This is a genomic window from Rhodococcus sp. NPDC004095, from assembly GCF_053604015.1.
Window position 1 is genome coordinate 460,775 of sequence record NZ_JBSGGS010000004.1, and the last position, 16,053, is coordinate 476,827.

Sequence of the window (16,053 nt, forward strand, 5' to 3'; positions counted from 1 at the left end):
CTGCCGCCGATGCTCGCGCAGTTCTGCGTCGCGGCGGGCACGGTGGTGCGCCAGCGCTGCGGCGAGGATGTCTTCGAGGTGGCCACGGCATGACCGATGCCAGAGTGGCCGCCCCGCGTCTCGACCTGGATTCACCCGGCGTGGGCGTGTGCGGGGGGCGTGTGCGTCCGTGGCTACGGTGCGTCGCCGTCGCCGGCCCCATCCACGTCGCGCTCCCAGAGCCGCCGATGCTCGCGCAGTTCTGCGTCGCGGCGGGCGCGGTGGTGCGCCAGCGCTGCGGCGAGGATGTCGCCGAGGTGGTGGCGTTGATTGACCCGCGGTGTGCGGGTGGGGTCGATGTGCGGCGGTGGGATCCATTCGGTGCGGCCGGCGTCGCCGCTGCGGTCGGGGGTCGTCGCCGCGGTACGGCTGGTGCGGCCTGCATTGCCCGTTGTTTCTGCTTCGGTACGGCCAGAGCTGCCTGCGTGGCCGGTGGCTTCTTTCACGGTCCGGCAGGTGCATGCTGCTCCGGCCCGGCCGGTGCGGTCGAGGGTTGCCGCTGCGTTGCGGGTCTGCCAGCCGCCGGGGCCGTCGTGGACGAGGGCGTGGCAGTGATCGCACGCGAGATCGAGAGCGTCGATGTCGGTGCGTCCGCCCTTGTTCCATTCGGTCAGGTGATGCACGGCGGTCATCGAGGCTGGTGCGTCGCAGTCCGGTCTCGTGCAGCCACGCGAGGCGGCGATGAGTGCGAGTCGCTGATCAGCCGATGCCAAACGCTTCGACCGACCGAGGTGCAGCGGCCGGCCGTTGTGATCGAAGAGCGCGAGCACCGGATGTGCCTTCTCGGCCATTCGGAGCGCATCACGGATCGGGACGAGTCCGCCGGTGGCGGTGGTGGCCACCCCGGATGCTTCTTCGACCTGCCGCACGGACATGGTCAGGATCGCGGTGACGGGCAGTCCCCGATGACTACCCAACACCCCGCACGAGAGCAGGTGCCGTAGGGCGACTTTCAGTGCGTCGTGGTTGCGTTGCACGGCGGTGCGGGTGTCGCGGGCGGCGGCTTTCGCCAGCGCCGTTCGGTCGAGGGTGTCGGATTCGATGTCGCCGCAGGGCGATTCGGGATCGTCGGGATTGTTCATCCCGGGGCGGGCGAGTTTCGCGAGGACCGGATCCAACAACGCCTTCGTTTCCGGATTCAGTAATCCCGAGATTGGTGTCATCAAGTCAGTTCCCTGCTTCCCGATGCGCAGGCCGCGGCGGCGTCTGCGGTCCTTCTCGTCCGGGCCGTCACCGTCCGGGTTCAGGTGCGTGAGCAGATGCACGCCGACCTTTGTGACGTCTTCGGGAGGCATGGTGCGGGCGGCGTCGGACAGGATCTTCTCCGCCACCGCGATCTCGTCGGCGCCGGTGCCGTGGGGGACCTTGCGCATGGTTTTCGCGATCGCTGCGACATGATCCGGGCCGACGACACCCTCCCGCACGGCGTGCGCGGTGACCGGCAGAACCGCATCCATCGGGTCGCCGCCGATCGTGTGCCAGGTCCCAACCTTGTTCGCGCCCTTGACCCGTCGGGCGGCGCCGGAGATCCGCAGGGTCTGAGTGAGGAATTCGCTCACGGATCGGCAGTGCAGATTTCCGGGGATCGACCGCTCCACCGTTTCGACGATCAGCCGGTGTCCGACCGCGGAGGCCTTCCGCAGCGATACTTCCATCCGCTGCAACGCGTCGATGACCTCGTCGTCGGTGAGCCCGGTCAGCGGGTCGGCGAGCAGGTCGTCGACGGCGGCGGCGAGCACTGTCAGGTGTTCGTCCATCTGCTCGCCACCCCCCGGCGTCATCGAACTGATGTTCGAATTCTAGCGAAGAATGGGCTCGATGTCAGTACTTTCGCGCGGTCAGCCGACCTCAATCCGCTCGGGAGGCACATTCCTCTCCCACGATCGCGACGGACCACCCGTGAATGACCAGGGCGCCGTCGTCCGGTTGAATCAGACAACGGCGCCCTGTGACGAGACCCGACGAGAACTAACCCCGCGCCTCCGCGGCCCGCAGATCCTTGCGCAGGATCTTGCCCGCCGTGGACTTCGGAACGGTGTCGATGAACTGCACCCGGCGCACCTTCTTGTGCGGCGAGACCCGCCCGGCGACAAAGGAGATGACCTCTCCCTCGGTCAGCTCCGCGCCGGGCTGCAGGACGACGAACGCCTTCGGCACCTCTTCGCCCTCGTCGTCGAGGACGCCGATGACCGCGGCGTCGGCGATCTTCGGGTGCGTGAGCAGCAGGGCCTCGAGCTCCGCCGGCGGCACCTGGTAGCCCTTGTACTTGATGAGTTCCTTGAGCCGGTCGACGATGTAGACGTTGCGGTCCGCATCGACGACGGCGATGTCGCCGGTGTGCAGGTAGCCGTCCGCGTCCAGGGTCTCGGCGGTCGCGGCGTCGTTGTTCAGGTAGCCGAGCATGACGTTCGGGCCCTTGACCCACAACTCGCCGGGCTCGCTGCGACCCTCCGCCGGCACCGCGATCTCCTCGCCGGTACCGGGGTCGACGATCTTGTTCTCGGAGTTCGCGACCGGCTTGCCGACGGAACTGAGCGGCACACCCTCCTCGTCGTACGCGAGGTTGTGGCTGACCGGGCTCAGCTCGCTCATGCCGTAGCCCTGCAGCACCCGCAGGCCGAGGCGGGTCGCGACGGCCTTGCCGAGTTCCTCGTCGAGCGAGGCCGCCCCGGACAGGATGGTGTGCACGCTGGACAGGTCGTACTCGTCGACCATCGGATGCTTGGCCAGGGCCAGCGCGACCGGCGGTGCGACGAAGACGTAGGTGCACTTCTTTTCCGACACCAGCGTCAGGAACGCGGGGAGGTCGAACTTCGCCATCGTGACCAGGCTGGCGCGCTGGTACAGCGAGGCGTTGAGAAGCACGGTCAGGCCGTAGATGTGGAAGAACGGCAGCAGAGCGAGGACGCGGTCGTCGGCGTGGACCCCGAGTCGGGGCCGGATCTGGCAGACGTTCGCGACCAGATTCCGGTGAGAGAGCTTGACGCCCTTGGGGTTACCGGTGGTGCCGGACGAGTACGGCAGCACCGCGACCTGGGTGGCCGGATCGAAGTCGACGGCGGGGGCGGTGGCGTTCTCGGCGATCAGGTCCGCCAGCGACAGGTGCCCTTCGGCGCCGTCGAGCACGAAGACGCGCTCGGCGGGGATGCCTACCTGCTCGGCGGCGGAGACCGCCTGGGCCAGCATCGGCGAGACGGTGAACAGCGCGGTCGCGCCGGAGTCCTTGAGCTGCTTGGCGATGTCGGCGGCGGTGTAGAGCGCGTTGATCGTGGTCGCCGTGCCGCCGCCGCGCAGGATGCCGTGGAAGGCGATCGCGAACTCGGGCGAGTTCGGCGAGTGCAGCCCGACGACGTCCCCGACCTGCAACCCACGTGCCGCGAGCGCCCCGGCCACGGCATTGATCTTCGCGATCAGCGTGCGGTAGTCGGTCTCCGCACCGGTTCGGCCGTCGATCAGGGCGACCCGGTCCAGGTCCGCCTCCGCGATCGAGCCGAACAGGAAGTCGTAAAGACCGAGGTTCGGGATCTCGACATCGGCGTAGGGGCTCTTGAAGCTCACGGGACCACTCCTCGTCCGGGTACAGAACTAAGCGCGCGCTCAGTGTCCCGAATCTACTTCAACACGTCCTCACGGTCGATGCCGGGGTTGCTCGTCCGCGCCGGTCGCACGGCGGCTCACGAGCGATCGGGCACACCCTGGCAGCCGCCACCGCCCTCCCGGGGCGACACGACCGCGTGCGCCCGTGGGTACAGCCGACCCGTCTACGGCCGGGGCCGGTCCGCTGCCGACCCGTCGGTCCGGTGCGAACCCGGATCAGCGGTCCCTCTGCTCGACGACCCACGCCGCTATCTGTGCGCGAGACGAGAAACCCAGCTTGGTCATGACGTGCTCGACGTGACCGTCCACGGTCCGAGGCGAGATCACCAGTCGAGCAGCGATCGCCTTGTTCGTCAGGCCCTCTGCCACGAGCTCGGACACTTCACGCTCGCGCCTGGTCAGGACCCTCGCCGATTCGGCGCTCGTCGCGGCGGGTCGGGTCCGCTCGCCCAAAGCGAGTTCGATCGCGGAGCGGAAGCTCAACGCTGCGCCCTGGTCGTGCATTTCCTCGAACACCTTCTGGCCCAGTGCGGACCGCGCACGGTTCTCGCAGTCGTCGTGATGTGCACGCATGTTCGGGACCACCACGACCGAGCCCCCTGCGTGTCCCTGCGCCTGCGCCGCGCCCAGCAGCGTGGCGGTGCGCCCTGTGTCACCGTCCGCCAAGGAAACCCAGGCGAGGACTTCCAGGCACACCGACACCAGGTGGAAGTCCCTCCGCGACCGGGCCATCTGCAGCGCCTGTCGCGCTGCGTCGCGCGTCCGGTCGACGTCTCCGATGCGCCACGCCGAGATCGCGATGCCGCACAGGGCGTATGACCTCCACACCGACTCGGATCGGGGTTCGGTGACGGCGAGAACCCTGCCGTAGCAATCCGCGGCCCCCTCGGCGTCGCCCTGAGACTCCCGCGCCCAGCCGATCGTCATCAGCGCCATCACCTGCGCCTGCAGATCTCCCCGCGCAGTGAGTGCCTCCACGGCCGCCGTCAAGAATTCGTCCGCACGAGACAACTCACCTGCGAACACCGAATGGTGCCCGTCGGCGAGATCCACGTAGGCGCGCGCGATCGGATCCGACACCAGGTCGCCGAGAGACCGGGCCTTCGCAATCAACACCTTCGCCGTCTCGCCATCGCCCTGAAGATCCGCCAGAAGTGCGCTGTTGCACAACGCTTTCACGCGCACGGCCGATGGCACCTCGCCATCGGGCTCGAGGACACGCCCCAGCCAGTAGCGCCCTTCGCCGAGCCGGCCGGTCGAGAACCAGAACGGGTGAAGCGCAACTGCGAACTCCAGCGCGAACTCGGCGGGGACATCGCCGGAGTCCGCACCCAGTGCGCACTCCAGCGCCTCCCGAAGATTGGCTTCTTCGCGGCCGAGTCGGCCAACCCAGTCGAGCTGTTCGGGACCGATCCACCCTTCTGCCGAGTCCATTGCCAGCTGCCGGTACCAGTTCCGGTGGAGACGCGCGAGCGCCACATGTCCGACATCCAGATCGGCCTTCGCCCAGCCGTATTCACGAAGTGACTCCAGCATCCGGTAGCGCACGCCGCCGCCCCAGTCCTCGCGCGTCAGGATGGACTTGTCGATCAGTGCGGTCAGCAGGTCGAGTACATCGGAGTTCTCCTCCGCACCGAATCTCCCGACCTGTTCGGCGGCGTCGAGTTCGAAACTGCCCGCGAACACGGACAGGCGCACCCATGCCTCTCTCTCCTCGGTGGTGCACAGGTCGTAGCTCCAGTCGATGGATCCGCGCAGGGTCTGCTGCCGGGTCGGCACGGCCCGACTTCCGTGACCGAGCAAGCTGAAACGATCGGTCAGTCGATGCAAGATCTGGTCGAGCGACATCACTCGCAGCCGCGCCGCGGCAAGCTCGATCGCCAATGGGACGCCCTCCAGGCGCCGGCAGATCTCGGCCACGGTCGACGCAGAGCTCTGATCGAACTCGAAGCCGGGTAGAGCGGCGAGAGCCCGGTCGACGAAGAGATCGACCGCGTCACCCGATGCGACGATGCCACCGTGCTCGTCCGACCCAGGGAAGCTCAACGGGGGCACGCGCATCAACGCTTCTCCCCCGATCCCGAGCGCTTCCCGACTGGTGGCGAGCACTCTCGTCTTCGGGCTCGCACGAAGCAGCTCCTGCAGGAGACCCGCCACGGCATCCGTGAGGTGCTCGCAGTTGTCGAGGACCAAGAGCAACTCGCGTGCCGCCACGAACTCGGCCAGCACCTCGGTCGGTGGCCGCGCGGTCTGGGACCTGACCCCGAGCACGTTTCCGACCACGTCGGGCAAGAGCGTGCCGTCCTGCAGCTGGTCCAGCTCGACCAGGAACACCCCGTCGGCGAAATCGCGTCGGCTCTTCTGGGCGACGCGCAGTGCCAGCCGGGTCTTGCCGACACCGCCCGGACCGGTCAACGTCACCAGCCGCGAGCGCGCCAACAGCCGCCGCGCCTCGGCCACCTCTGCTCGTCGCCCGACGAACCTGGACACCTCGGCGGGAAGGTTCGCGTTGCGGACCGACGACTTCTCGCCGGAGCGGGATCCCGCGCCGGATGTGCGGCCGGCACCCGACACGGACAGTTCGGGATGGCCGCCCGAAGGTTCCTGTTCTGTACTCGGCATGGCCAGGTCGTCGACGCGCAGGCCCCTCCCTTCCTGCAATCGCTGAAGTTGCTCACCGAGTGCGATCGCGGACGGGCGCTCATCCGGATTCCGCGCCATGGCACGTTCGACGATCTCGGCGACGTCACCCGCCACACCCAGCTCGTGTAGGTCGGGAACCGGCGCGGTGGCGATCCTGATGAACTGGGCAATCACGTCCTCGCCCTCGCGCCGCTCGAACACGGCATGGCCGGTGAAGGCGGCGAACAGTGTCGCACCGAGGCTGTACACATCCGATGCGGGTGTCGACGGTTGCCCACCGAGTACCTCCGGCGCGGTGAAGGCCGGGGACCCGGTGACACTTCCGGTCACGGTGGTGAATCCACCGGTGAGATGAGCGATGCCGAAATCCGACAGCGCCGGCTCGCCGTAGTCGGTGACGAGGATGTTCCCGGGCTTGACATCACGATGGATGATGCCGACGCGGTGTGCGGTCGCCAGCGCACCTGCGATCCTCACACCGAGCCGCAACACGTCCTCGACGGACAACGGGCCTTGCCGCCGGATTCGGTCCTCCAGGGAGCCCTGCGGGTGATACCTCATGACGAGATACGGCCGCCCGCCCGCGATGACCCCGACGTGCAGGACGGCCACGATGTTCGGATGTCCGGTCAGCTGCCCCATCGCCCGCTGTTCGCGGAGGAACCGCTCCGTGTTGTCCTCGTCCAGGTCGCCTGCGAGGACCTTCACCGCAACCAGGCGATCGAGGGACGGCTGGCGGCAGCGGTACACCACGCCGAATCCGCCTCGCCCGATGACCTGGGCATCCTCGAATCCCGCGTCGCTCAGCTCCGCCACAACGCTGGATGCCTCGTCGCGCCGGGTTCGCAACGGATCCGTCATCACACAACACACTCCGGCTGCCGCACCGGGATCGGCGACAATCGGGCGTCACCTCCGGATTCAGGATATGCCGGAGCGGGTGGCACCGACCCTGGCCAGCGGTTCGGCCGGCGTCACCCCGTCACGCGAGCGGCATCACCGGCATCGGCCGGGAGCACGGTGCCACTGGTTCTGCCGCGAAACCGTGACATGAATTCCCGGTCGAGGTTCGGCCGAGTTCCTAGACTCGAAAACATGACAGCTTCGCGCGCGTCAGACGAGGTCGTGGACTGGTCCAAGATCGAGGAGCGGGCGCCGTCGGTTGCCCAGTTGTTCGTCGATCGGGTGGCAGCGACACCGACATCCGAAGCATTCCGATATCCCGCGGGCGACGACTGGTCCAGCGTGACGTGGTCCGAGGTCGGCACACGCGTCCGGACCCTCGCCGCGGGGCTGATCGCGCTCGGCGTCGAACCCGAGCAGCGGGTGGCACTCGCCTCCGCGACCCGGTACGAATGGGTGCTCGCGGACCTCGCGGTGATGTGCGCAGGAGCCGCCACCACCACGGTGTATCCCACGACGACGGCGTCGGATGTCGCGTTCATCGTCTCCAACTCGGGCAGCCGTGTCGTCGTCGCCGAGAACGAGGCGCAGCTCGCGAAACTCCGCGAGCACCGCGCAGAACTGCCCGACGTGCACCGAGTGGTACTCATCGACGGCACCGCGCCCGACGACGACTGGGTCATCGGATTCGACCAGCTCGAACGGATCGGGGAGGTCCTGCTCGACGAGCGTCCCACTGCCGTCGACGAGCGAATCGCCGGTATCTCCCCGGACAGTCTCGCCACCCTGATCTACACCTCCGGCACCACCGGCCGGCCCAAAGGGGTGCGCCTACCGCATTCCGCGTGGACGTACGAGGCCGCCTCGATCGACGCTGTCGGCATCCTCGACGCCGACGACCTGCAGTACCTGTGGCTCCCCCTCTCGCACGTGTTCGGCAAGGTGTTGCTGACGCTGCCGCTGCAGATCGGTTTCGCGACCGCCGTCGACGGCCGGGTCGACCGGATCGTCGACAACCTCGCGATCGTGAAGCCGACGTTCATGGGTGCCGCGCCGCGCATCTTCGAGAAGGCATACGCCCGCATCGTCGGGACGGTGGAGGCCGAGGGCGGCGTGAAGAAGAGGATCTTCGACTGGGCGATCGGCGTCGGACTCGACGTGTCGAAGGCACGCCAGGCAGGAAAGCCGCTGTCGCGCATGCAGAAAGCCCAGAATGCAATCGCCGACCGACTGGTGTTCAGGACCATCCGTGACCGGTTCGGTGGTCGTCTGAAGTTCTTCATCTCCGGTTCCGCTCCGCTGGATCGCGATGTGGCGCAATGGTTCGACGCGGTCGGCATCATCGTCCTCGAGGGCTACGGCCTGTCCGAGACCAGCGCCGCGTCGCTGGTGAACCGGCCTTCCGCGTACCGGTTCGGGACCGTCGGGTGGCCCATCCCGGGCACCGATGTGAGGATCGCCGACGACGGCGAGATCCTCCTCAAGAGCCCCGGTGTGATGAGCGGGTACCACCACAACCCGGACGCGACCGCCGAGGCGCTCGAGGCCGACGGCTGGTTCCACACCGGCGACATCGGCACGATCGATGCCGACGGCTACCTGCGGATCACCGACCGCAAGAAGGACATGTTCAAGACGTCCAACGGCAAGTACGTCGCACCGTCCGCGATCGCCGCGACGTTCAAGGGCATCTGCCCCTACGTCGGCGAGATCATCGTGCACGGCGAGGGAAAGTCGTACTGTGTGGCCCTCATCAGCCTCGACGGCGAGGCCGTCGCCGAATGGGCGGTCCAGAACGGGATGGGCGACACACCGCTGCGCGAGATCGCCGCCTCCGGAACGACCATCGCGATGATGAGCGGCTACGTCGACCAACTCAACGCCGGACTCAACCGCTGGGAGCAGATCAAACGGTTCACGATCCTCGAGCGCGAACTCACCGTCGAGAACGGCGAGATCACCCCCAGCATGAAGCTCAAGCGCAAGAAGGTGGTCGACAACTTCTCCGATCGGATCACCGCACTGTACGGCTGAGCAGTTCCACCGCGGTCGCCTCGGCCGCGCGGCGATCCGTCTCACCGCCGGGGGCCGCCGCGCGACGGACGATCAGCGGAGGCCGGGCTGTCCGCCGTCCTCCTCGACGAGGTGCCGGAACGGTTCGAGGTTCTTCAGTGACTCACCCCGCGAGACGCGCCAATCCCATTCCCGGCGAATGGAACTCGCGAAGCCGAGTTCGAGCAGGATGTTGAAGTCGCCGTCGGCGGCCTCCAGGACCTGACCGAGCACCCGGTCGAGTTCGTCCCCGGTGACGGCGTGCGAGCTGATCCGCCCGACGAGATAGATGTCCCCGATCTTGTCGATCGTGTAGTGCACCCCGTACAGCCGGCGGTTGCGGCGCAGCAGGTACTTGTAGACGCCCTCGAAGTTCTCGTCGGGTTTGCGGCACACGAACGCCTCGACCCGCACCCCGTGGTTGCCGACGGTGAGCAGGCAACTGGTCTTGAGCTTGTGCTCACCGGGCAGTTCGACGACGAACTGGTGCGGGGCGGGCCGCGTGTATTCGAGTTCACGTTCCGTCAACGCGGCCTCGATCAGTGTGGCCGTCTCGGTCACGGCGGTCATGCCCGAACCCCTCCCAGTCGTCGCAGTTTCCACATGCCGCGGCCGCGCCGCGGGGCCAGGTCGGGGTTGCGCCGGTATCCGGCGACCGCCCGGTGGTAGCTGTCGAGCAGTCCGTCCGCGGTGTGCTCCCAGGAGAAGTTCGCCGCGTGGACGGGCGCGTTCCTGGTCATCTTCGCCCGCAGGTCCGCATCGACCAGGACGGTCCGCAGCGCGTTCGCCCAGTCGTCGGTGTCGTGCCCGGAGACCAGCAGCCCGCTGTGGCCGTCCCGCACCGCGACGCCGAGGCCGCCGACGTCGGCCGCGACGACCGGGGTGCCGCTGGCCTGCGCCTCGAGCGCGACCAGACCGAACGACTCGGAGTAGCTGGGGACCGCGACGATGTCGGAGGCCCGGTACACCTGGACCAGACGGTCCGGGGGCTGCGGCGGCAGGAACGTCACCCGCGCTGTGATGCCCAGATCCGCGGCCAGTTCGATCAGCGAGTCCGGGCGGTCGAGGCCGGTGCCGGACGGCCCGCCCACCACCAGCACGCGCAGCGGCAGCCCGGGTTCGCGCTCGTGCAGCGCGGCGGCGGCCCGCAGCAGCACGTCGGGCGCCTTCAGCGGTTGGATACGGCCGACGAACGTGACGATCAGCTCGTCGGCGTCGAGACCGAGTTCGGTGCGGGCGGCGGCGCCGTCCCCCGGCCGGTACCGCGTCAGGTCCGCGCCCGGAGCGACGACGTCGATACGACCGGGATCGGCGCCGTAGATGTCGACCAGCTGCGCGGACTCGTCGCCGGTGTTGGTGATCAGACGGTCCGCCTCGGCGACCACCTGTTGTTCGCCGATCTGGCGGGCGGCGGGTTCCGGGGTGTCCCCGTCGGCGAGAGCGGCGTTCTTGACCGCGGCGAGGGTGTGCGCGGTGTGCACCAGCGGGACACCCCATCGGTCCCGGGCCAGCCAGCCCACCTGCCCGGACAGCCAGTAGTGCGAGTGGATCAGGTCGTAGTACCCGGGCTCGTGGTGCGCCTCCTCGCGCAGCACCCCCGCGGTGAAGGCGCACAGCTGGGTCGGCAGGTCGTGCTTGTCGAGTCCCTCGAACGGGCCCGCGACCACGTTGCGCACCAACACCCCGGGCGCCGCCTCGACCACCGGCGCGTCCGCGGAGGCGGTGGCGCGCGTGAAGATCTCGACCTCGATGCCGCGCCGGGCGAGTTGCAGCGCACTCTGCAGCACGTAGACGTTCATCCCGCCCGCGTCACCGGTCCCCGGCTGAGCCAAGGGCGAGGTGTGAACCGACAGGACGGCCACCCGTCGAAGTCGGTGATTCTGCGCAGGCGTCACGACTCCATCTTGCCTTGCCCGCGCCGGCGCCCTCCAAACAGGCGCATCAGGCCAGCCCGTCGACGAAGTCGCGCACCTCGGTGACGAACCTCGCGGGATCCTCCACGAACGGGCCGTGGTCGCAGCCCTCCCAGTAGGAGGCCGTGGCCTTCGGGATCAGTTCGGCGGCGTGCCTGCCCGCGGAGACGTCCACGACGGAGTCGGCGGTGCCGTGCAGGATGAACGCGGGGACGTCGAGCGCGGCGAGCAGGTCGTCGTGCCCGATCTCCCGTCCGAACAGCGCCGCCCGTACCCGCGGCGGAGTGGAGAGGCTGGTGCCGAACAGTGCCTGCGACGCGGCGCCGACCCCCTCGGCCGCCCCGGTGAGGGCGGTACCGAAGCTGCCGAGCGCCCGGATCGCCTCGCGCGGGTCCTCGGACAGCGCCGCCGGCATCGCCTCGCGCATCGCGGTGCCGACCCGGCCGCCCTTCTGCCCCCGGCCGATGCTGGTGATCGCGCCGACCAGGACGATGCCGGCGACCGCGTCGGTGCCGTGCTGCGCGAGGTAGTCGGCGATCACCAGGCCGCCGTAGGACCAGCCGAGCAGAACCGCATCGCTCTCGATCCCCTCGGCGGCGAGGACGGCCGCGACGTCCCCGGCCCAGTTCTTCGGATCGTCGTAGCCCGCGTCGGGCACTCCGGAGTAGCCGTGTCCGCGCAGGTCGACGGCGATGACCCGGTACCGCCGCGCCAGCGCGTCCAGCACCTGCGGTCCCCAGCAGTTCATCGACTGCGCCCACCCGTGCAGCAGGACCAGGGGGCGCGCCCCGTCCGGTCCGGTGACGCGATAGGCGAGGGAGGTGCCGTCGATGCCGTGTGCTTCGCGAAGTGCCATGAGCCACATTGTGCGCGAACCCGGACCGCCGTCGGCGCCGGGTCCGCGCACCGGTCGATCAGACCCGGTCGAGGGTCTTCGGCGCGGACCGATCGAGCGCCTTCGGCGCGGACCGGTCGAGCGCCTTCGGCGCTGCGGGCAGCGGATCGACCTCCGCGCCGACCGGCTCCCGGGCGGGGTCGTCGCCCTCGGCGAACGCCTCCTCGTCGAACGGGCTCCGGCCGTCCAGCACCTCGCGCACCTGCTTGCCGTCGACCGTCTTGGTCCAGGTGCCGATGAGCAGTGTCGCGACGGCGTTGCCGGAGAAGTTCGTCACTGCCCGCGCCTCGGACATGAACCGGTCGATGCCGACGATCAGTCCGACCCCGTCGACGAGGTCGGGGCGGTGGCTCTGCAAGCCGCCCGCGAGGGTGGCCAGGCCGGCGCCGCTGACCCCGGCCGCACCCTTCGACGCGACGATCATGAACACCAGCAGCGAGAGCTGTTCGGTCAGCGCGAGCGGCTGGTCCAGCGCGTCGGCGATGAAGATCGCGGCCATCGTCAGGTAGATCGCGGTGCCGTCGAGGTTGAAGGAGTAGCCGGTTGGCACGACGACACCGACGGTGGTGCGCTGCACACCGAGGTGTTCCATCTTCGCGATCAGACGCGGCAGGGCGGACTCGGACGAGGAGGTCGCGAAGATCAGCAGGTACTCGCGGGCCAGGTAGCGCACCAGCTTGAAGATCGACACCCCGGCCACCGCGCGCAGCAGTGTGCCGAGCACGCCGAACACGAACACCAGGCAGGTCAGGTAGAAGCCGAGCATCAGCGCGCCGAGCTGCACGACGGCGCCGAGCCCGGTCTGCCCGACGACGTTGGCGATCGCCCCGAACGCACCGATCGGCGCCAGCCACAGGATCATCGACAGGACCTTGAACACCAGCTTCTGCACGTGCCCGATGCCGCGCAGGATCGGTTCGCCCGCCTTGCCCATGCCCTGCAGGCCGAAGCCGACCAGCAGCGCCACGAACAGAGCCTGCAGCACGCTGCCGTCGGTCAACGCGGACAGCAGCGACGTCGGGATGATCGACGCGACGAACTCGGCGGTGCCGCCCGCCTCGTGCGCCTTGTCGGCGAGCGCGGCGCCGCTGCTCGCCATGTCCGGGGTGACGGAGAGCCCGGAACCGGGTTCGAGGACGTTGCCGACGACCAGGCCGATGCCGAGGGCGACCGTGGACATGCCCAGGAAGTAGACGAGAGCGAGGCCGCCGATCCGGCCGACGCTTGCAGCGGCCCGGACCGAGCCGATGCCGAGCACGATGGTGCAGAAGATGACGGGCCCGATCATCATCTTGATCAGGGACACGAACGTGGTGCCGAGGATGCCCAGGGACTTGCCCACCTCCGGCGCCAGCCACCCGACGAGGACACCGGCGACGACGGCGATCACGACGCCGAGGTACAGCCAGTGGGTGCGGTCCCGACGTTTCGACGGCGCGCCGATGGAGCTGCTCATGGTGATTGCCTCACTGTGATGCGGAAGGTCGGTGGGCTCCCACGGGCCGCGCGCCGCACGGGCGTCGCGTCGTGTGTCCGGGGTCACCTCACCTCTTCGAACATCGTGGTACCCGGTCACCGCACACTGAAGGTTGCGTGAATTGTGTTCATCGGTGAACCCGCTCACCCGAGAAGACGGGGCCGGCGGTCGGCGCTGTGGCTGAGACAATCGACCGGTGAGGCGACGTCGCGAACCGATGAGCGTGGCCCGGCAGCTGCTGCTCGTGCAGACGGTGGCGTTGGCGGTGGTCGTGCTGGTGGCGGGCGTGCTGTTCGCGGTCGACGAGCGGCGCGACGCGGACTCCGCGACCCGCCGGTCGGTGACCGATGTCGCCGCGACCACCGCCCTCGACCCGGGCGTCGCGGCCGGCATCGTCGGGCCGGACCCGACCGCGGCGCTGCAACCACGGGCCGAGGCCATCCGCACCGCGACCGGTGTCGATTTCGTGGTGATCATGGGCCTCGACGAGATCCGGCTCACCCACCCACTCCCCGAGCAGATCGGCAGGCCCTACACCGGCCACACCGCGCCGGCCCGGGCCGGACACACGTTCAGCGAGACCTATACCGGCAGCCTCGGCCCGTCGATCCGGGCGGTCGCGCCCGTGTACGACCCGGCCGGTGCGCTCGTCGGGTTCGTCTCGGTCGGGGTCACCCGGCAGAAGATCTGGGAGCAGTTCCGGACCGGCCTGCCGGGACTGCTCGGCATCGTCGCGCTCGGACTCCTGGTCTCCACGGCCGGTGTGTACCTGATCGCCAGGCGGCTGCGCAGGCAGACGCTCGGGCTGGCGCCGGACCAGCTGCGGCGGATGTACGAGCACCACGACGCGGTGCTGCACGCGATCGGCGAGGGGCTGCTGGTGTTCGGCACCGACGGTTCCGGTCCGCCCCGCGTGGACGTGGTCAACGACGAGGCCCGCCGGCTGCTCGGGCTCCCCGCCCACGGCCCGGTGCCCTTCGAGACCCTTCCCGAGACGCTGCGCACCCTCGCCACCGACGAGGGCGACGGCGACACCCGGGACGAGGTGCACGTCACCGCCGACCGGGTCCTGGTCGTCGGCCGAGACCCGCTGTACTGGGAGGGGCGGCGCATCGGCACGGTGGTGACGCTGCGTGATCGCACCGAACTGCGTTCCGCGCTTGGCGAACTGGACTCGGTGCGCGGTCTCGCCGAATCGCTGCGCGCCCAGGCGCACGAGTCCGCGAACCGGCTGCACACCATCGTCACGATGGTCGAACTCGGCCGCCATGACGAGGCGGTCGCGTTCGCGACCGAGGAACTGCGAGTGTCACAGGGCCTGGTCGACCGGCTCACCGCCGCCGTCACCGACCCGGCGCTGTCAGCATTGCTGATCGGCAAGGTCGCGTCGGCCGCCGAACGCGGGGTCGAGCTGACCGTCACCGACGACACCGCCCTCGGTGCGACGCCGCTGCGGTCCCGGGACCTGGTCACGCTCGTCGGCAACCTCGTCGACAACGCCATCGATGCGAGCCGCGGCGGTGACACCCATACCGCTCGCGGCGGTGACGAACCGTGGGTGGAGGTGACGGTGCGTCAGGAGGACTCGACCATCTTCGTCGAGGTCGCCGACAGCGGACCCGGCATGGCACCGGAGACGTTGGCGCGGGCGATGACTCGCGGCTGGTCGACCAAGGCCGAACATCACGGTCTGGGGCTGGCGCTGGTCGCGCAGGTCGTCGCCCGGTACGGCGGCACCCTGCGCACGGAGCCTTCCCTGGGTTCGCTGATCATCGCGGAGATCCCGCTCGAACGTCCCGGCGGCGCCACATGATCCGGGTCCTGATCGTCGAGGACGAGCCGCTGATCGCGCAGGCACACCGCGAATACCTCGACCGGCTACCCGAATTCACCGTCCAGGACGTCGTGCACACCGGCAATGCGGCGGTCCGGGTGGCGCAGGAGGCAGTGCGCGGCGGCGAGCCGATCGACCTGGTGCTGCTCGACATCGGCCTGCCCGACACGAGCGGCCTCGACGTCGCCGCCGCACTGGGCACGCTCCGGCCGAGCCCCGACATCATCGCCGTCACCTCGGCCCGCGAACTCGAAGTGGTGCGGACAGCGGTCGCGCGTGGCGTCGTGCTGTACCTGCTCAAGCCGTTCACCTTCGCGGGGCTGCGCGACAAACTCGACCGGTACATCGCCTACCGCGCCGCGATCGCCGACGAGCGCGGCCCGCTGACCGCCGCCGGCCAGCACGACATCGACCGGGCGATGGCCGCCCTGCGCGGCGCCGCACCCGCGTCGGCGAGCCCGAAAGGCATTGCGCCACGGACCCTGGACGCGGTCGCCCGCTGCCTGCGCGAGGGCGACGGCCCGATGACCGCCGCGGAGGTCGGCTCGGCAATCGGGGTGTCGCGGGTGACGGCCTGGCGCTACCTGGAACGGCTCGCCGACGACGGAGTCCTCGAACGGCAGACCGAGTACGGCCGCGCCGGCCGGCCGCAGGTGCGGTACACACTCCGCGACCGGGCGTGATCTGCTGCCCCGGTGAA

General features: G+C 69.3%; 10 protein-coding genes. 3 read left to right on the forward strand and 7 right to left on the reverse strand.

Annotation, left to right across the window (positions count from 1 at the left end):
- Positions 1-173 precede the first annotated feature (173 nt).
- The 3 genes from ACWEPG_RS10400 to ACWEPG_RS10410 form a co-directional block, all read right to left on the reverse strand.
- Positions 174-1,820, reverse strand: a complete 1,647-nt coding sequence (locus tag ACWEPG_RS10400) for a DUF222 domain-containing protein (RefSeq protein WP_452594347.1) — start codon at positions 1,818-1,820, stop codon at positions 174-176.
- Between the two features lie 187 nt (positions 1,821-2,007).
- Positions 2,008-3,597 carry an AMP-binding protein gene (locus ACWEPG_RS10405; RefSeq protein ID WP_450116632.1) on the reverse strand — a complete coding sequence of 530 codons (1,590 nt, stop codon included), beginning with the start codon at positions 3,595-3,597 and terminating at the stop codon, positions 2,008-2,010.
- Positions 3,598-3,852: 255 nt separating this feature from the next.
- Entirely contained in the window at positions 3,853-7,140 is a 3,288-nt protein-coding gene (locus tag ACWEPG_RS10410; protein WP_452594348.1) for a protein kinase domain-containing protein, read from the reverse strand.
- A gap of 234 nt (positions 7,141-7,374) precedes the next feature.
- On the opposite strand from ACWEPG_RS10410, the gene ACWEPG_RS10415 reads away from it, so the two are divergent.
- Positions 7,375-9,216, forward strand: coding sequence for an AMP-dependent synthetase/ligase (locus tag ACWEPG_RS10415; RefSeq protein WP_450116630.1), 1,842 nt, complete (start codon positions 7,375-7,377; stop codon positions 9,214-9,216).
- Between the two features lie 72 nt (positions 9,217-9,288).
- On the opposite strand, the gene ACWEPG_RS10420 is transcribed toward ACWEPG_RS10415, so the two are convergent.
- Genes ACWEPG_RS10420 through ACWEPG_RS10435 form a run of 4 tightly spaced genes read right to left on the reverse strand, consistent with a single transcriptional unit; the run spans position 9,289 to position 13,498 of the window.
- On the reverse strand, positions 9,289-9,804 hold the full coding sequence (locus ACWEPG_RS10420) for a YbjN domain-containing protein (protein WP_450116629.1): 516 nt from the start codon (positions 9,802-9,804) through the stop codon (positions 9,289-9,291).
- Positions 9,801-11,129 carry a D-inositol-3-phosphate glycosyltransferase gene (gene mshA / locus ACWEPG_RS10425; protein WP_450116628.1) on the reverse strand — a complete coding sequence of 443 codons (1,329 nt, stop codon included), beginning with the start codon at positions 11,127-11,129 and terminating at the stop codon, positions 9,801-9,803. The genes ACWEPG_RS10420 and mshA overlap by 4 nt, the downstream gene beginning before the upstream one ends.
- Before the next feature lie 46 nt (positions 11,130-11,175).
- Complete coding sequence (locus tag ACWEPG_RS10430) at positions 11,176-12,003, reverse strand: alpha/beta fold hydrolase (protein ID WP_450116627.1); 828 nt, start codon at positions 12,001-12,003, stop codon at positions 11,176-11,178.
- A 58-nt stretch (positions 12,004-12,061) separates the two neighbouring features.
- Positions 12,062-13,498 carry a cation:dicarboxylate symporter family transporter gene (locus tag ACWEPG_RS10435; protein ID WP_450116626.1) on the reverse strand — a complete coding sequence of 479 codons (1,437 nt, stop codon included), beginning with the start codon at positions 13,496-13,498 and terminating at the stop codon, positions 12,062-12,064.
- 238 nt (positions 13,499-13,736) lie between these two features.
- On the opposite strand from ACWEPG_RS10435, the gene ACWEPG_RS10440 reads away from it, so the two are divergent.
- Both ACWEPG_RS10440 and ACWEPG_RS10445 read left to right on the forward strand, forming a co-directional pair.
- Positions 13,737-15,332 (forward strand): sensor histidine kinase, encoded by a 1,596-nt coding sequence (locus tag ACWEPG_RS10440; RefSeq protein ID WP_452594370.1) that lies wholly within the window; start codon positions 13,737-13,739, stop codon positions 15,330-15,332.
- Positions 15,329-16,036 carry a response regulator gene (locus ACWEPG_RS10445; RefSeq protein WP_450116625.1) on the forward strand — a complete coding sequence of 236 codons (708 nt, stop codon included), beginning with the start codon at positions 15,329-15,331 and terminating at the stop codon, positions 16,034-16,036. The genes ACWEPG_RS10440 and ACWEPG_RS10445 overlap by 4 nt, the downstream gene beginning before the upstream one ends.
- Positions 16,037-16,053 lie beyond the last annotated feature (17 nt).